At 72.9% G+C, this 14,074-nt stretch carries 13 protein-coding genes; 1 reads left to right on the forward strand and 12 read right to left on the reverse strand.

Going from position 1 to position 14,074, the window contains the following annotated elements:
* Positions 1-124 precede the first annotated feature (124 nt).
* From AB0D53_RS08550 to fmt, 4 genes are all read right to left on the reverse strand, one after another.
* Complete coding sequence (locus AB0D53_RS08550; RefSeq protein ID WP_362442946.1) at positions 125-1,141, reverse strand: sugar-binding domain-containing protein; 1,017 nt, start codon at positions 1,139-1,141, stop codon at positions 125-127.
* Positions 1,142-1,293: 152 nt separating this feature from the next.
* Entirely contained in the window at positions 1,294-1,977 is a 684-nt protein-coding gene (rpe, locus tag AB0D53_RS08555; RefSeq protein WP_362442055.1) for a ribulose-phosphate 3-epimerase, read from the reverse strand.
* Between the two features lie 204 nt (positions 1,978-2,181).
* Positions 2,182-3,615, reverse strand: coding sequence for a transcription antitermination factor NusB (locus tag AB0D53_RS08560; RefSeq protein WP_362442058.1), 1,434 nt, complete (start codon positions 3,613-3,615; stop codon positions 2,182-2,184).
* Positions 3,616-3,688: 73 nt separating this feature from the next.
* A complete protein-coding gene (gene fmt / locus AB0D53_RS08565) occupies positions 3,689-4,621 on the reverse strand; it encodes a methionyl-tRNA formyltransferase (protein ID WP_362442061.1) in 933 nt (310 codons plus the stop codon).
* 229 nt (positions 4,622-4,850) lie between these two features.
* Between fmt and AB0D53_RS08570 the strand changes: the two genes are divergently transcribed.
* The gene (locus AB0D53_RS08570; RefSeq protein ID WP_362442064.1) at positions 4,851-5,399 is read left to right on the forward strand and encodes a hypothetical protein; all 549 of its coding nucleotides are present in this window, start codon (positions 4,851-4,853) and stop codon (positions 5,397-5,399) included.
* A 64-nt stretch (positions 5,400-5,463) separates the two neighbouring features.
* Here AB0D53_RS08570 and AB0D53_RS08575 read toward each other — a convergent pair whose 3' ends face one another.
* From AB0D53_RS08575 to AB0D53_RS08610, 8 genes are all read right to left on the reverse strand, one after another.
* Positions 5,464-7,608 (reverse strand): primosomal protein N', encoded by a 2,145-nt coding sequence (locus AB0D53_RS08575; protein WP_362442066.1) that lies wholly within the window; start codon positions 7,606-7,608, stop codon positions 5,464-5,466.
* Between the two features lie 124 nt (positions 7,609-7,732).
* Entirely contained in the window at positions 7,733-8,941 is a 1,209-nt protein-coding gene (gene metK / locus AB0D53_RS08580; protein ID WP_362442069.1) for a methionine adenosyltransferase, read from the reverse strand.
* A gap of 242 nt (positions 8,942-9,183) precedes the next feature.
* Entirely contained in the window at positions 9,184-10,386 is a 1,203-nt protein-coding gene (gene coaBC / locus AB0D53_RS08585) for a bifunctional phosphopantothenoylcysteine decarboxylase/phosphopantothenate--cysteine ligase CoaBC (protein ID WP_362442072.1), read from the reverse strand.
* A 132-nt stretch (positions 10,387-10,518) separates the two neighbouring features.
* Positions 10,519-10,791: a DNA-directed RNA polymerase subunit omega gene (rpoZ, locus tag AB0D53_RS08590; RefSeq protein WP_003970369.1), complete on the reverse strand. Its 273-nt coding sequence runs from the start codon at positions 10,789-10,791 to the stop codon at positions 10,519-10,521.
* 80 nt (positions 10,792-10,871) lie between these two features.
* Positions 10,872-11,489 (reverse strand): guanylate kinase, encoded by a 618-nt coding sequence (gmk, locus tag AB0D53_RS08595; protein WP_362442075.1) that lies wholly within the window; start codon positions 11,487-11,489, stop codon positions 10,872-10,874.
* Between the two features lie 38 nt (positions 11,490-11,527).
* Complete coding sequence (locus AB0D53_RS08600) at positions 11,528-11,851, reverse strand: integration host factor (RefSeq protein WP_014157387.1); 324 nt, start codon at positions 11,849-11,851, stop codon at positions 11,528-11,530.
* A gap of 244 nt (positions 11,852-12,095) precedes the next feature.
* Entirely contained in the window at positions 12,096-12,935 is an 840-nt protein-coding gene (gene pyrF, locus AB0D53_RS08605) for an orotidine-5'-phosphate decarboxylase (RefSeq protein ID WP_362442078.1), read from the reverse strand.
* Positions 12,932-14,041, reverse strand: a complete 1,110-nt coding sequence (locus AB0D53_RS08610; protein ID WP_362442081.1) for a quinone-dependent dihydroorotate dehydrogenase — start codon at positions 14,039-14,041, stop codon at positions 12,932-12,934. The genes pyrF and AB0D53_RS08610 overlap by 4 nt, the downstream gene beginning before the upstream one ends.
* Positions 14,042-14,074: the final 33 nt, after the last annotated feature.

Here is a 14,074-nt window from a genome sequence, read left to right on the forward strand (position 1 = left end):
CAACCCCCCCCCGACTCTTTTTCGCGGGTGGGGGGGGCCGGTGCCTGCGCCCCCCCCCACCCCCCCCCCGGGCGTCCAGCGCACGCTGTCCGGGCGGTTCCGTGTACGGCGGCCGTGGGGCCGCTCAGTCGCCGTCCGGGTCGGCCCGCTCCAGTGCCGGCCGCTGCGGCGCCGCCGACTCCGTCAGCAGATAGTCGGCCGCCGCGGTGTCCGTCACCAGGCTGGTGACGAGTCCGGACCTCAGCACCGCCCCGATGGCCGCGGCCTTGCGCTGACCGCCCGCGATCGCCACCACCTCGGGAATCCGGCGCAGCCGGTCGGCCTCGACCGTGATGCACCGCTCCCCCAGGTCCCGGCCGACCCGCCGGCCCTCCCTGTCGAAGAGGTGCGCCGACATCTCCGCCGCGGCGCCGAGCGAGGCGTAGTGCGCCCGCTCCTCGTCGCTCAGCATGTCGTGGACGGTCGAGATGCCCGGCTCCCAGGAGCCGATGGAGACCGCCGCTACCGTCACCTTGTCGAAGTACTCGAAGGCGCGGGCGATACCGGTCTGGTGGCGCAGCGCGGCGGCCGTGGCCGGGTCGGGCAGCAGCATCGGGGCATAGATGGGGTGGGCCTCGCCGCCCGACACCTGGGCGGCCCGCCGGACCGCCTCGACGGAGCCGCGCTCGGCCGTCCCCGCGTCGTACACCCCGGTGAGCTGGACGACCGTGCACGGCGGCAGCCGGTCGAGCGCCGCGGCCATGTGGATGGTGGACCGGCCCCAGGCCAGCCCGAGCACATCGCCCTCGTTCACCAGTTCGCCGAGAAGATCGGCCGCGACCTCGCCCAGGTTCTCCGGGTCCGGTGCGTCGTCCTGCTCCTCGGCCGGGGACTCGACGACCACCGCGTGACGCAGCCCGTAGCGGGCGCGGAGCGCGTCCGAGCGCTCGGCGTCCAGCTCGGCGGGGACGCGGATCTCGATCCGTACGAGATCGCGCTCAAGAGCCGTCTCCAGGACCCGGGCCACCTTGAAGCGGCTGACGCCGAACTCCTCGGCGATCTGGATCTTCGACTTTCCCTCGAGGTAGAAGCGGCGGGCCATGGCCGCCGCCTGCACCAGCTCCGCGGGCCCCATCCGCAGGGCGGACCGGCCCGCCGACATTGCAGACACCGCGCTCTCCTCACTGCTGTTCACACTCTCGATACGCCGTTCATCCTGTCAGATCCGGCGTTCCCTGACCGGTCCCGTCGGACCGCGTTCATCTGCCCTTGGCCCGGCCGACCCGCGATCGGTGACGGGCGCCGGTTCCGGTGTCAGTGGCCGCACGCCCAGGCCGCCGAGGCGGTGGCCCCGTCCGCCTGGGCACGCAGGGCCCGCACCGCCTCGGCCGGGTCCGCCGCCCCGTACACCGCCGAACCCGCGACGAAGACATCCGCACCGGCCTCGGCGCACCGCTCGATGGTGGAGGCGGAGACGCCGCCGTCGACCTGGAGCCACAGTTCGAGGCCGTGCTTGGAGATCAGCTCACGGGTGCGGCGGATCTTCGGCAGCATGATGTCCAGGAAGGCCTGGCCGCCGAAGCCCGGCTCCACCGTCATGATCAGCAGCATGTCGAGCTCGGGGAGCAGGTCCTCGTACGGCTCGATGGGCGTCGCGGGCTTGAGCGCCATGGAGGCACGGGCCCCCTTGGCCCGGATCTCCCGCGCCAGCCGTACGGGGGCCGCCGCGGCCTCCACGTGGAAGGTGACGGAACCGGCGCCCGCCTCGACGTACCGGGGCGCCCAGCGGTCGGGGTCCTCGATCATCAGATGGCAGTCCAGCGGTGTCTTCGTGGCCCGGCTGAGCGATTCGACGATCGGCACGCCGAGGGTCAGATTGGGCACGAAGTGGTTGTCCATCACATCGACGTGGAGCCAGTCGGCGCCTTCGACCGCCTTCGCCTCCTCGGCGAGACGGGCGAAGTCGGCGGACAGGATGCTGGGGTTGATCTGGGCCATGTCCCAAGCCTGCCATGTTCCGCGCCGCTTCCCCGCCCTGGTACGGGCCAAAGCCTCACGGGATCATTACAGTTCGCGCGATCGAAGCGCTCCGACCACGCGATACGGGCTTTTCGGGCCCTCGGCGGGCGCTTCGCGAGGCCGCGGGCCGCATCGGCCGGTCCCGGTCCGGCCGGCCGGACGCGGCCCCCGTCCGGCCGGCTCTCAGGCGGTACGCCGCAGCAGGGCCAGGTACATCGCGTCCGTGCCGTGCAGATGCGGCCAGAGCTGGACGTCGGGGCCGTCGCCCAGCGCGGGCACGTCCGGCATCAGCGGGCGGGCGTCCACCCACTCGGCCTCGACGGGCTGACCGCCCCGCCCCTTGAGCACGTCGTCGACGACGACCCGGGTCTCCGCGAGATGCGGCGAGCAGGTCGCGTAGCCGACGACGCCGCCGACCCGTACGGCATTCAACGCCTCGCGCAGCAGGGCGCGTTGGAGCGGGGCGAAGTTCTCCAGGTCCTCCTTGCGGCGCCGCCAGCGGGCCTCGGGGCGGCGGCGCAGGGCACCGAGGCCCGAGCACGGCACGTCCATCAGGACCCGGTCGAAGCTGCCGGGCCGCCACGGCGGGCGGGTGCCGTCGGCGGTGATCACCTGGTACGGGCCGGGATTGCCGGCCAGTGCGCGCCCGACGAGCCGGGCGCGATGCGGCTGCTTCTCGGCGGCGAGCAGGGCGGCGCCCCGTTCGGCGGCGAGCGCGGCGAGCAGGGCGGCCTTGCCGCCGGGGCCCGCGCAGCCGTCGAGCCAGCGGCTGTCGCTGCCCTCCACCGGTGCGTTGGCGAGAGCGGCGGCCACCAGCTGGCTGCCCTCGTCCTGGACCCCGGCCCGGCCCTCCTGGACGGCGGTCAGCGCGCCGGGCTCGCCGCCCTCCGCCATCCGCACGGCATAGGGCGACCAGCGGCCCGGCAGGCCGTTCTCGTCGCCGAGGGCGGTGAGCAGCTCTTCGGTGGTGGAGCGGCCGGGGCGGGCGACCAGGGTGACCTCCGGCCGTTCGTTGTCCGCTTCGAGGAGGTCCTCGATGCCGGCCCGGCCGCCGCCCAGCGCGTCCCACAGGGCCGAGACGACCCAGCGCGGATGCGAGTGCACGACCGCGAGGTGGTCCTCGGGGTCCTCCTCGTACGACGGCGCCACCCGGGCCACCCAGCCGTCGAGATCGTCCGCGGAGACCTTGCGCAGCACGGCGTTGACGAACTTGGCCCGTCCCTCACCGAGCACCACCCGGGCCAGCTCCACGCTGGCGGAGACCGCGGCGTGGGTCGGGATGCGGGTGCCGAGCAGCTGGTGCACGCCCATGTCGATCACGTCCAGGACGGGCGGGTCGACCTCGCGCAGCGGCCGGTCGATGCAGGCCGCGACGATCGCGTCGTACGTCCCCTGGCGGCGCAGCGTGCCGTAGACCAGCTCGGTCGCCAGCGCCGCGTCCCGGCTGTCGAAGTCGCCCTTGGCACGTGCCTTCTTCAAGAGCGGGGGCAGGACCAGGTTGGCGTACGCGTCCCGTTCGTCGACGGCTCTGAGGGCTTCGAAGGCGAGGAACCGGACCGGGTCCTTCTTGGGGCGGCGATGCGGCTTGGCGGGACGGCGACGCTGCTGGTCGTTCACGTGAAAGGTGCTCCGCTGACGGTGAGAGGGCGAACCCACCCAGCCTACGTCGCCGCCCCGGCCCCCGAGGGACTCAGCTCCCCAGCAGCTCGCCGTGGGCGATCCGCACCCCGCGGGCCCAGTCCGCGGCCCGCATCGGCTTCTTGCCCTGCGGCTGGACCCAGAGCAGCTCGACGGCGTGCGATCCGGTGCCGACACAGACGTTGTTCTTGGCCGCGGACAGCTCGCCGGGCGCCAGATCGGTGCGGTCCAGGACGGGCACCACCTGGATCAGCTTCAGCCGCTCCCCCCGGAAGAGCGTCCAGGCGCCGGGGGCGGGGGTGCAGCCGCGCACCACGCGGTCGACCCGCAGCGCGGGCGCCGACCACTGGACCTGGGCGTCCTCGACGGTGATCTTCGGGGCGAGGGTGATGCCCTCGGCCGGCTGCGGCACGGCGTGCAGCGTGCCGTCCTCGATGCCGTCCATCGTCGCGACGAGCAGCCCCGCGCCGGCGAACGCCAGCCGGGTGAGCAGGTCGCCGCTGGTGTCGGTGGGGCGCACCTCCTCGGTGAGGACGCCGTACACCGGGCCGGAGTCGAGCCCCTCCTCGATCAGGAAGGTCGACGCGCCGGTCACCTCGTCCCCGGCCATGACCGAGTGCTGCACGGGGGCCGCGCCGCGCCAGGCGGGCAGCAGCGAGAAGTGGAGGTTGACCCAGCCGCGGGCGGGCACGGCGAGCGCCTCCTTGGGGAGCAGCGCCCCGTAGGCGACGACCGGACAGCAGTCGGGGGCGATCTCCCGCAGCCGGGCGAGGAAGTCCTCGTCGCGCGGCCGGGCGGGCTTGAGCACCTCGATGCCGGCCTCCTCGGCGCGCTCGGCGACCGGGCTGGCGACCAGCCGGCGGCCCCGCCCGGCAGGGGCGTCGGGCCGGGTCACGACGGCGGCCACCTCGTGCCGGTCGGAGGCGATCAGGGCGTCCAGGGCGGGTACGGCTACCTCGGGGGTGCCTGCGAAGACAAGCTTCATGGGTGGCTGACTGCCTCTCGGGCCGGAACGTGCGGTGACGAGCAACGCACAAGTCTATGGGCCGGGCCGCCGGGGGGCGTACGCATGGCCGTGCGCCCCTTTGAAAGGCGCACGCGCCCCTGAAGCGTGACCAGATCCACAGCTGAGGCGTTGGTCAAGAGAGATTGACCGAAGCGAGCCGCCACGATGCGGCCCGATCCCTTTCAACGCCGGTTCGAGAGGCTTCTTCATGGCCGACCACGCAACCCACGACGCCCAAGCGAGGGCAAGTCTGCATCTGTTGGTGCGGGACATCGAGCGGGTCCGGCGGCAGGTGGACGCGCTGCGCACGCTCACCGCCCAACTGGGCAACGTCTACCGTCCGCGCCGCTCCGGCCCGTCCACGGGCTTCGTCGTCTACGGCAGGGCCCCGGCCCCCACCGTCAGGCTGGCCCAGGAACTGCGCGACAGCGTCGAGACCCTGGTCACCGCCGCGGTCGACTTCGACCGCTCACTGGGCTTCTCCTGGGACGCGGTGGGCTCCGCGCTCGGGGTCACCAAGCAGGCGGTGCACCGCCGCTACGGCGCACGCCGCAACGCCCGGCAGCCCGGGCCGGCCGAAGCCACCGGGGAGAGTGCGGTGCCGCGCACCCTGCCCGTCGTGCCCGGCCCCGGCAGTACACCCGCGCTGCCCGCCGTACCCGCCGCCCGCTCCATGCCGCCGCAGCCGTCGGTGGACCGCCCGACTCGGCGCGAGGACCTGCGCCCCGGCGTCTTCCCCGGCCCGCGCAACGGCTGACCGACCCGTCCACCACTGCCCCGCCGCGCCCGACGCACGGCGGGGCAGCCTCATGTCCCCGCCGTCACCCGATGTCCGGCGGATCCACCCTGATCCGGACCTGCTCGCCGCTTCCCCGGGACATCCGCGCCGCCTGCGCGGCCTTCAGCGCGGCCGCCAGCGCCGCCCCGCTGCCCGGCGGCACCCTGAGCAGCGCCCGCTCCCAGGACTCCCCGGGCGGCGCGTCCCCGGGCCTGCGGGGCCTGCCCGGTCCACCGGCCGGCACCGGGACCGGGCCCAGCACCTCGGCCTCCGGCGGCAGCTCGGCCGCCGCGAGGAAGGCGGCCAGCACCTGAGGCGCACCGGTCACCGAGGCCATCCGGGACACCGGGGGGAAGCCGAGCTCGGCCCGCTCCGCCAGCTCACGGCGGGCGTGTCCGACCGGGTCCCAGCGCACCAGGGCCTGTACCGGCCGCAGTGTCGGCTCGGCGACGACCACCACCGTGCCGCCCTCCGGCTGCCCCCGCACCAGCGAGGCCGCGGCCGTCCACCGGCGCAGCGCCTCCTCGCCCGCCCGCAGATCGGGGCGGCCGACCATCGCCCAGCCGTCCAGCAGCAGCGCGGCCGCGTAGCCGCCCTCGGCCACAGGCTCCGCGCCGGGCGTACTGACGACCAGTGCGGGCACGTCCGGCACCGAGTCGAGGATGTGGTCGCGGCCGGAGGTCCGCACCGGCACGGCGGGGAACGCCCGGCCGAGCTCCTCGGCCGTCCGGCGGGCGCCGACGATCCGGGCCCGCAGCCGGGGGGAACCGCAGGCCACGCAGTGCCAGGCGGTCTCGGCCCGCCCGCACCAGGCGCAGTCGAGCCCGCGTTGGTCCGGTGCCTGGAGCGGTCCGGCGCAGTGCCGGCAGCGGGCGGGCTCGCGGCAGCGCTCGCAGGCCAGCCGCGGCGCGTAGCCCCGGCGGGGCACCTGGACCAGGACGGGGCCGCTGCGCAGCCCGTCCCGTACGGTCTGCCAGGCCAGACTGGGCAGCCGTGCGGTCCTCGCGGCACCGTCCCGTGCCAGCTCCCCGTCGCCGACCGTGCGCACCAGGGGCGCCGCGATCCGCAGCTGCTCCCGGTCCGCGCGCAGCGGCAGTGCCCAGCCGCTCTCCACCAGCTGGGCGGCCTCCACCGTGCAGTTCGTGCCACCGAGCAGGAACGCGCACCGGCCGTGCGCGGCCCGTAGTTCGAGCACCTCGCGGACGTGCGGGAAGGGGGCGTTGTCGTCGCTGTGGCTGGCGTCCCCGTCGTCCCAGACGGCGACCAGGCCGAGATCGGCGACCGGTGCGAACATGGCCGCTCTCGTCCCGACGACCGCGCGCACCGAGCCGCGCCGCACGGCGAGCCACTCCCGGTACCGCTTCTCCGGCCCGGAGTCGGCGGTCAGCAGCGCGTGGCGTCCCGGGCCGAGCAGGCCGGTGAGCGCGGCGTCCACCCGCGCCGCGGCCCGGCCGTCGGGGACGACGACGAGGGCGCCGCGCCCGGACGCGAGGGTCGCGGCCATGGCCCTGGCGATCTCCTCGGGCCAGTGGGGTCCGGGCAGCGCGGTCCAGACGGCCCGGGGCGCCCCGCCCTCGGCCAGCGCCCGCAGGAACGCCGGCCCCTGCGCGTACCGCTCCCAGCTCCCCGCCGACGGCGCGGGCGGCGGTGGCAGCGGCTCGGGCGAGGGCCTGGACTCGGCCCTGCCGTTCCGGGGCGGGACGGCGAGCTGGAGCACATCGGCGAGGGTGCCGGCGTAGCGGTCGGCGACGGCGCGGGAGAGCGCGAGCAGGTCGGGCCCCAGCACCGGCTCGGGCGACACGACGTAGGCGAGCGCCGCGAGGGCGCCCGGGTAGTCCGATTCGGCGCGCCGCTCGATGAGGAAGCCGTCGATCAGCCCGCCGCCCTCACGCCGGCCGCCGCGCACATTGCGTCCCCCGGCCCCGAAGCGCACCCGCACCCGCACCCCGGGCCGCGCCTCGGCGTCGAGCTCCTCGGGCACCGCGTAGTCGAAGTACTGGTCGAGGTGGAGCAGGCCCTTGTTGACCAGCACCCGGGCGACCGGCAGCTCCTTGGCGAGTGCGGCGCCGCGCCAGGTCCGCGGCTTGGCCCGCGGCACCTTGGCCCTGCGCACCGTCTCCCTGATCAGCGCAAGCTGCTCCGGGGCCCCGTCCCCGGGGTCCGCGGATCGCTCGTTGTCGCTGCTCACAGCCAACTTCCTACCAGACAGCACTGACAGCGGCCCCGGTGCGGGAGTACGGGGCCGGACACACCGGGGCCCGGACACCGCGTGCGGTCTCCGGGCCCCGGCGTACGGACGAAAGGCGGCGGTCCTACAGACCGGCCGCCTCGCGCAGCGCGTCCACGCGGTCGGTGCGCTCCCAGGTGAAGTCGGGAAGCTCCCGGCCGAAGTGGCCGTAGGCCGCGGTCTGGGCGTAGATCGGGCGCAGCAGGTCGAGGTCGCGGATGATCGCGGCCGGACGGAGGTCGAAGACCTCGCCGATGGCGTGCTCGATCTTCTCGGTGTCGATGGCGGCGGTGCCGAATGTCTCGACGAACAGGCCGACCGGCTCCGCCTTGCCGATCGCGTACGCGACCTGCACCTCGCAACGGGCGGCGAGGCCCGCGGCGACGACGTTCTTGGCGACCCAGCGCATGGCGTACGCGGCCGAGCGGTCCACCTTCGACGGGTCCTTGCCCGAGAAGGCACCGCCGCCGTGGCGGGCCATGCCGCCGTAGGTGTCGATGATGATCTTGCGGCCGGTCAGGCCGGCGTCGCCCATCGGGCCGCCGATCTCGAAGCGCCCGGTCGGGTTGACCAGCAGCCGGTAGCCGTCGGTGTCCAGCTTGATGCCGTCCTCGACCAGCTGCCCGAGCACGTGCTCGACGACGAACTCGCGGATGTCGGGCGCGAGCAGCGAGTCGAGGTCGATGTCGCTGGCGTGCTGCGAGGAGACGACGACCGTGTCGAGACGGACGGCCTTGTCGCCGTCGTACTCGATGGTGACCTGGGTCTTGCCGTCGGGGCGCAGGTACGGGATGGTCCCGTTCTTGCGGACCTCGGAGAGCCGGCGGGAGAGCCGGTGCGCGAGGTGGATCGGGAGCGGCATGAGCTCGGGCGTCTCGTCGCAGGCGTAGCCGAACATCAGGCCCTGGTCACCGGCGCCCTGCTTGTCGAGCTCGTCCTCATCGCCCTCGACCCGCTTCTCGTACGCGGTGTCGACACCCTGCGCGATGTCGGGAGACTGCGCCCCGATGGACACCGAGACGCCGCAGGAGGCGCCGTCGAAGCCCTTCTTCGAGGAGTCGTAGCCGATCTCCAGGACCTTGTTGCGTACGAGGGTCGGAATGTCGGCGTAGGCCTTGGTCGTGACCTCACCCGCAACATGCACCAGACCGGTCGTGATCAGGGTCTCGACGGCGACGCGGGACCGGGGGTCCTCGCGCAGCAGCGCGTCGAGAATGGTGTCGCTGATCTGGTCAGCGATCTTGTCGGGGTGACCCTCGGTGACGGATTCCGAGGTGAAGAGACGGCGGGACACATCGCTCCCTGGGGTTGCAGCGGCTGCTGGCTGATCATTTGGCGGACCGCCGGGAGCTGCGCCCGGCATGGTCCGGCCCCAGTTTATCGGTCGCTTTCGTTCGGCGGACAACATGTCTCGCCCTTTGGGAGTTCTGTGACCTGCGGCACGGCCCGCCGTCGGGGGCCGCGCCGCCCCGGACCATGCCATTTATGCCCATATTCCAAGGGTTTCGGACCGGGTGCGGGCGTGACACAAGAATTTCATCCGAGACGTGACGACACGAGATCCCAGACCGTGTCGGCGAGCGCCTCCTTGGGCCCGTACGGCACCTGGGTCTCACCGCCGTCGGCCGCGAGCACGACCGCTTCGTTCTCTTCGGAGCCGAAGGTCCGGCGCTCCCCCACCTCGTTGACCACGAGGAGATCGCAGCCCTTGCGGCGGAGCTTCTCCCGGCCGTTGGCGAGGACGTTGTCGGTCTCGGCGGCGAATCCGACGACGATCTGCTCCGGCCGGGCGCGTCGGCCGGCCACCTCGGCGAGGATGTCGGGGTTGCGGACGAGCGTGATGGGGGCGGGTTCCTGGCCGTCCTTCTTCTTGATCTTCCCCGTGGCGTACTCGGCGGGACGGAAATCGGCGACCGCCGCCGCCATCACGACCACGTCGGCGTCCGCGGCGGCCTTCAGCACGGCCTCGCGGAGCTGCACGGCGGTCCCCGCGTGCAGCACGTCGGCGCCGGCCGGGTCGGGCAGGCCGGTGTTGGCCTCGACGAGGGTGACCCGGGCGCCGCGGGCGACCGCGGTGCGGGCCAGGGCGTAGCCCTGCTTGCCGGAGGAGCGGTTGCCGAGGTAGCGCACCGGGTCGAGCGGCTCACGCGTACCGCCGGCGCTGATGACCACGTGGCGGCCGGCCAGATCGGGTTCGACCGGCCCGCGGGCCAGCACCCGGCGGCAGACCTCGAAGATCTCCCCGGGATCGGGCAGCCGGCCCTTGCCGGTGTCGACGCCGGTGAGCCGGCCGACGGCGGGCTCGATGACGACGGCGCCCCGGCGGCGCAGGGTCGCGACGTTCTCCCGGGTGGCGGGGTGCTCCCACATCTCGGTGTGCATGGCGGGCGCGAAGACGACCGGACAGCGGGCGGTGAGGAGCGTGTTGGTGAGCAGGTCGTCGGCGAGGCCGTGGGCCGCCCTCGCGAGCATGTCGGCGGTGGCGGGGGCGACGACCACCAGATCGGCGTCCTGCCCGATCCGGACGTGCGGCACCTCGTGGACGTCGTTCCAGACCTCGGTGGAGACCGGGTGGCCGGAGAGCGCCGACCAGGTGGCCGCCCCCACGAAGTGCAGCGACGACTCGGTCGGTACGACGCGCACGTCGTGACCGGACTCGGTCAGCCGGCGCAGCAGTTCGCACGCCTTGTACGCGGCGATGCCCCCGCTGACCCCCAGAACGACCTTCGGCTTGTCCACTGCGTCTCCCCGCACTCGGATACGAACACCCCCATGCTGCCTCACCGCGGCGGGTCCGATGCCGTCGCCCCGGACACACCTCAGGCCCGGCAGCCGTGGCCGCCGGGCCTGAGGTGAAGGTGCAATTCCTGCTTACTGCGCGGGGCCCTCGATGGCCTCGGAGGTGAGCAGGCCCGCGTTGATCTCGCGGAGCGCGATCGAGAGCGGCTTCTCGTGCACGTGGGTGTCGACGAGCGGACCGACGTACTCCAGGAGACCCTCGCCGAGCTGCGAGTAGTACGCGTTGATCTGGCGCGCGCGCTTGGCGGCGTAGATCACGAGGCTGTACTTCGAGTCGGTGGCCTCGAGGAGCTCATCAATCGGCGGGTTGATGATGCCCTCGGGCGTGGTGATGGAAGAGGACACTCTCTGCCTTCCGAAGGGGGTAAAGATCAAAGAAATCTTTGACGGTGCGGAGATCCGCGGTGGCCTGTGCGCCGACTTCGTCAGTCGCTGTCGGCACGTTGGCCGGAAACCTCCAGCATCAAGGCTAGCAGCTCACGGGCCACATCCTCGACGGAGGTGTTGACGAGCGTCGTGTCGAACTCGGCCTCGGCGGCCAGTTCCACCTTGGCGGCGCCGAGCCTGCGCTCGATCACCTCGGGCGCCTCGGTCCCGCGGCCGGTGAGCCGGCGGACCAGCTCCTCCCAGCTCGGCGGGGCCAGGAAGACCAGCTGTGCGTCCGGCATCGACTGCCGGACCAGCCGGGCGCCCTGGAGATCGATCTCCAGCAGCACCGGCTCGCCCGCCTCCAGGCGGTCGAGCACGGCGCGGCGGGGCGTGCCGTAGCGGTTGCCCGCGAATTCGGCCCACTCGAGCAGTTCGCCGTTGGCGATCAGCTTGTCGAACTCCTCGTTGTCCACGAAGAAGTAGTGGACACCGTTGCGCTCACCGGGGCGCGGCCTGCGGGTCGTCGCCGACACCGAGAGCCAGACCTCGGGGTGAACCTTGCGCATATGAGCGACGACCGTGCTCTTGCCGACCCCGGAGGGGCCGGAGAGCACGGTCAGCCGCGGACGTACGTCCGGGGGTACGGGGGACGTCCCCCGGGATGTTGCAGCCATGGAGCGATTATCCAGGTTCTCAGGAGTGCCTGAGAACGTCAGGCGGCGCTGCCGCCGAACTCGCGCTCCAGGGATGCGATCTGGTTGGAGCCGAGACCCCGGACCCTGCGGCTCTCGGAGATGCCGAGCCGCTCCATGATCTGCTTGGCGCGGACCTTGCCCACGCCCGGCAGGGACTCCAGGAGGGCGGAGACCTTCATCTTGCCGATGACGTCGTTCTCCTGGCCCTGCTTGATGACCTCGTGGAGGGAGGCGCCGGAGTGCTTGAGTCGATTCTTGACCTCGGCCCGCTCCCGGCGAGCCGCGGCGGCCTTTTCGAGCGCGGCTGCGCGCTGTTCAGGGGTAAGGGGCGGAAGAGCCACGCCTACGTCACCTCGGATGTCGATCTGTCGGATACGGACCGGTGAGGAAGCTGAGCGCTCCACACCAGGTGAGCGACGGACAACTTGTGTACGTCGGCTCTCGACGGAGACTAGCGGCCAAGGCCGCCGGAGTCAGCGAGAACCAACGAAAAGTCCTGGTCAGCCTTGGCCGACCAGGACATTTCAGGCATAACAACCGAGTTTTTTGGTCAGGAAAGAGTCAACACCCTGTTACGTGGCATGGTCACCTACCCGCCACGGCCGCCCGGATCTCGTCCGTGAGCCGTTCGGCGGCCTCCCGCAGCCCCGCCGCGTCCGGTCCCTGACTCAGCACACCGCGGCTCACACTGGGCACCACATTGCCCACCGAGGCGCCGAACACACCGGGCAGATCCGCGGGCGTCGCGCCCTGTGCCCCGATCCCGGGAGCGAGCAGGGGGCCGTTGATCGCCAGGTTCGCCCCCGCGTCCCCGAGCGTGGCACCGACCACCGCGCCGACGGAGCCGAGCGGGGTCATCCCCTCGTTCTCGGCGGCCATGTGGTCGAGCATGAGCTGGGCCAGCGAACGGCCGTCGGCGGCGGTGGCGCGCTGCACCTCGGCACCCTCCGGGTTGGAGGTGAGTGCGAGCACGAAGACGCCCGCGCCGGAGAGGACCGCGGCGTCGAGCGCCGGGCGCAGCGAGCCGAAGCCGAGGTACGGCGAGACGGTGACCGCGTCCGAGAACAGCGGCGAGTCCTTCTCCAGGTAGGTCGCCGCGTAGGCGCCCATGGTGGAGCCGATGTCGCCGCGCTTGGCGTCCATCAGCACGAGCGCGCCGGCCGCCCGCGCCTCCTCGACCGCCTTCTCCAGGACGGCGATGCCGCGCGAGCCGAAGCGCTCGAAGAAGGCCGACTGCGGCTTGAGTACGGCGACCCGGTCGGCCAGCGCCTCCACGACCGTACGTGTGAAGCGTTCGAGCCCGGCGATGTCGTCGTTCAGACCCCAGGCGGTGAGCAGCGAGGCGTGCGGGTCGATGCCGACGCACAGCGGTCCGCGGGTGTCCATGGCGCGGCGCAGGCGCGCGCCGAACGGTTCGGGGCTCATGCGGTGGCCTTCCTGGTCTCTGCGCCGACGGCTTCGGCGAGGGTGGCGTACGGGGAGGCGGCCAGGCGCGCGGCCAGGCCCTTGTGGATGGCGCGGGCGTAGAACGGCCCCTCGTAGATGAAGGCGCTGTAGCCCTGGACGAGCGTGGCGCCGGCCAGGATCCGCTGCCAGGCGTCCTCGGCGTTCTCGATGCCTCCGACACCGACCAGGGTGATCCGGTCGCCGACGCGCGCGTAGAGGCGGGCCAGCACCTCCAGGGAGCGTGCCTTGAGGGGTGCTCCGGAGAGCCCGCCGGTCTCCCCGGTCAGGGACGCCGGGGACTTCAGGCCGAGGCCGTCGCGGGCGATGGTGGTGTTGGTCGCGATGATGCCGTCCAGGCCCAGCTCGACCGCGAGGTCGGCGACCGCGTCGACGTCCTCGTCCGCGAGGTCCGGGGCGATCTTGACGAGCAGCGGGACCCGCCTTGCGGTGACGGTGCGGTCGGCGGCCTCGCGCACGGCACTGAGCAGGGGCCGCAGTGCCTCGGTGGCCTGGAGGTTGCGCAGCCCGGGGGTGTTGGGCGAGGAGACGTTCACGACCAGGTAGTCGGCGTGGGCGGCGAGCCGCTCGGTGGACTTCACGTAGTCGCCGGCCGCATCGGCCTCCGGCACGACCTTCGTCTTGCCGATGTTGACGCCCACCGTGGTCCGGAAGACCGGCCTGCGGGCGGCCAGCCGGGCGGCGACGGCGGCCGAGCCCTCGTTGTTGAAGCCCATGCGGTTGATCAGCGCGCGGTCCGCGACGAGGCGGAAGAGGCGCTTCCTGGGGTTGCCGGGCTGCGGCTCGCCGGTGACCGTGCCGATCTCGATGTGGTCGAAGCCGAGCATCGACATGCCGTCGATCGCGACGGCGTTCTTGTCGAAACCGGCGGCGAGGCCGAAGGGGCCGTGCATCCGCAGGCCGAGGGCCTCGGTGCGCAGCTCCTTGTACCGGGGCGCGAGCACGGCGGCGACGAAGGTGCGCAGCACGGGGATGCCGACGGCGAGGCGGATCCACCGGAAGGCCAGGTAGTGGGCCTGCTCCGGGTCCATCCGCTTGAAGACCAGCCGGAAGAAGAACTTGTACATCGGGAGTGTCCTCACAGAGAGGGGGGACACCGT

The organism is Streptomyces sp. NPDC048295, from assembly GCF_040652135.1.
Lineage (GTDB): Bacteria > Actinomycetota > Actinomycetes > Streptomycetales > Streptomycetaceae > Streptomyces.

What these genes read in the sequence shown, in the direction of transcription:
- AB0D53_RS08550 (WP_362442946.1), bottom strand. Translation starts at nt 1,141, where the DNA reads ATGTCGGCGGGCCGGTCCGCCCTGCGGATGGGGCCCGCGGAGCTGGTG.
- rpe (WP_362442055.1), bottom strand. Translation starts at nt 1,977, where the DNA reads ATGGCCCAGATCAACCCCAGCATCCTGTCCGCCGACTTCGCCCGTCTC.
- fmt (WP_362442061.1), bottom strand. Translation starts at nt 4,621, where the DNA reads ATGAAGCTTGTCTTCGCAGGCACCCCCGAGGTAGCCGTACCCGCCCTG.
- AB0D53_RS08570 (WP_362442064.1), top strand. Translation starts at nt 4,851, where the DNA reads ATGGCCGACCACGCAACCCACGACGCCCAAGCGAGGGCAAGTCTGCAT.
- gmk (WP_362442075.1), bottom strand. Translation starts at nt 11,489, where the DNA reads ATGGCTGCAACATCCCGGGGGACGTCCCCCGTACCCCCGGACGTACGT.
- pyrF (WP_362442078.1), bottom strand. Translation starts at nt 12,935, where the DNA reads ATGAGCCCCGAACCGTTCGGCGCGCGCCTGCGCCGCGCCATGGACACC.
- AB0D53_RS08610 (WP_362442081.1), bottom strand. Translation starts at nt 14,041, where the DNA reads ATGTACAAGTTCTTCTTCCGGCTGGTCTTCAAGCGGATGGACCCGGAG.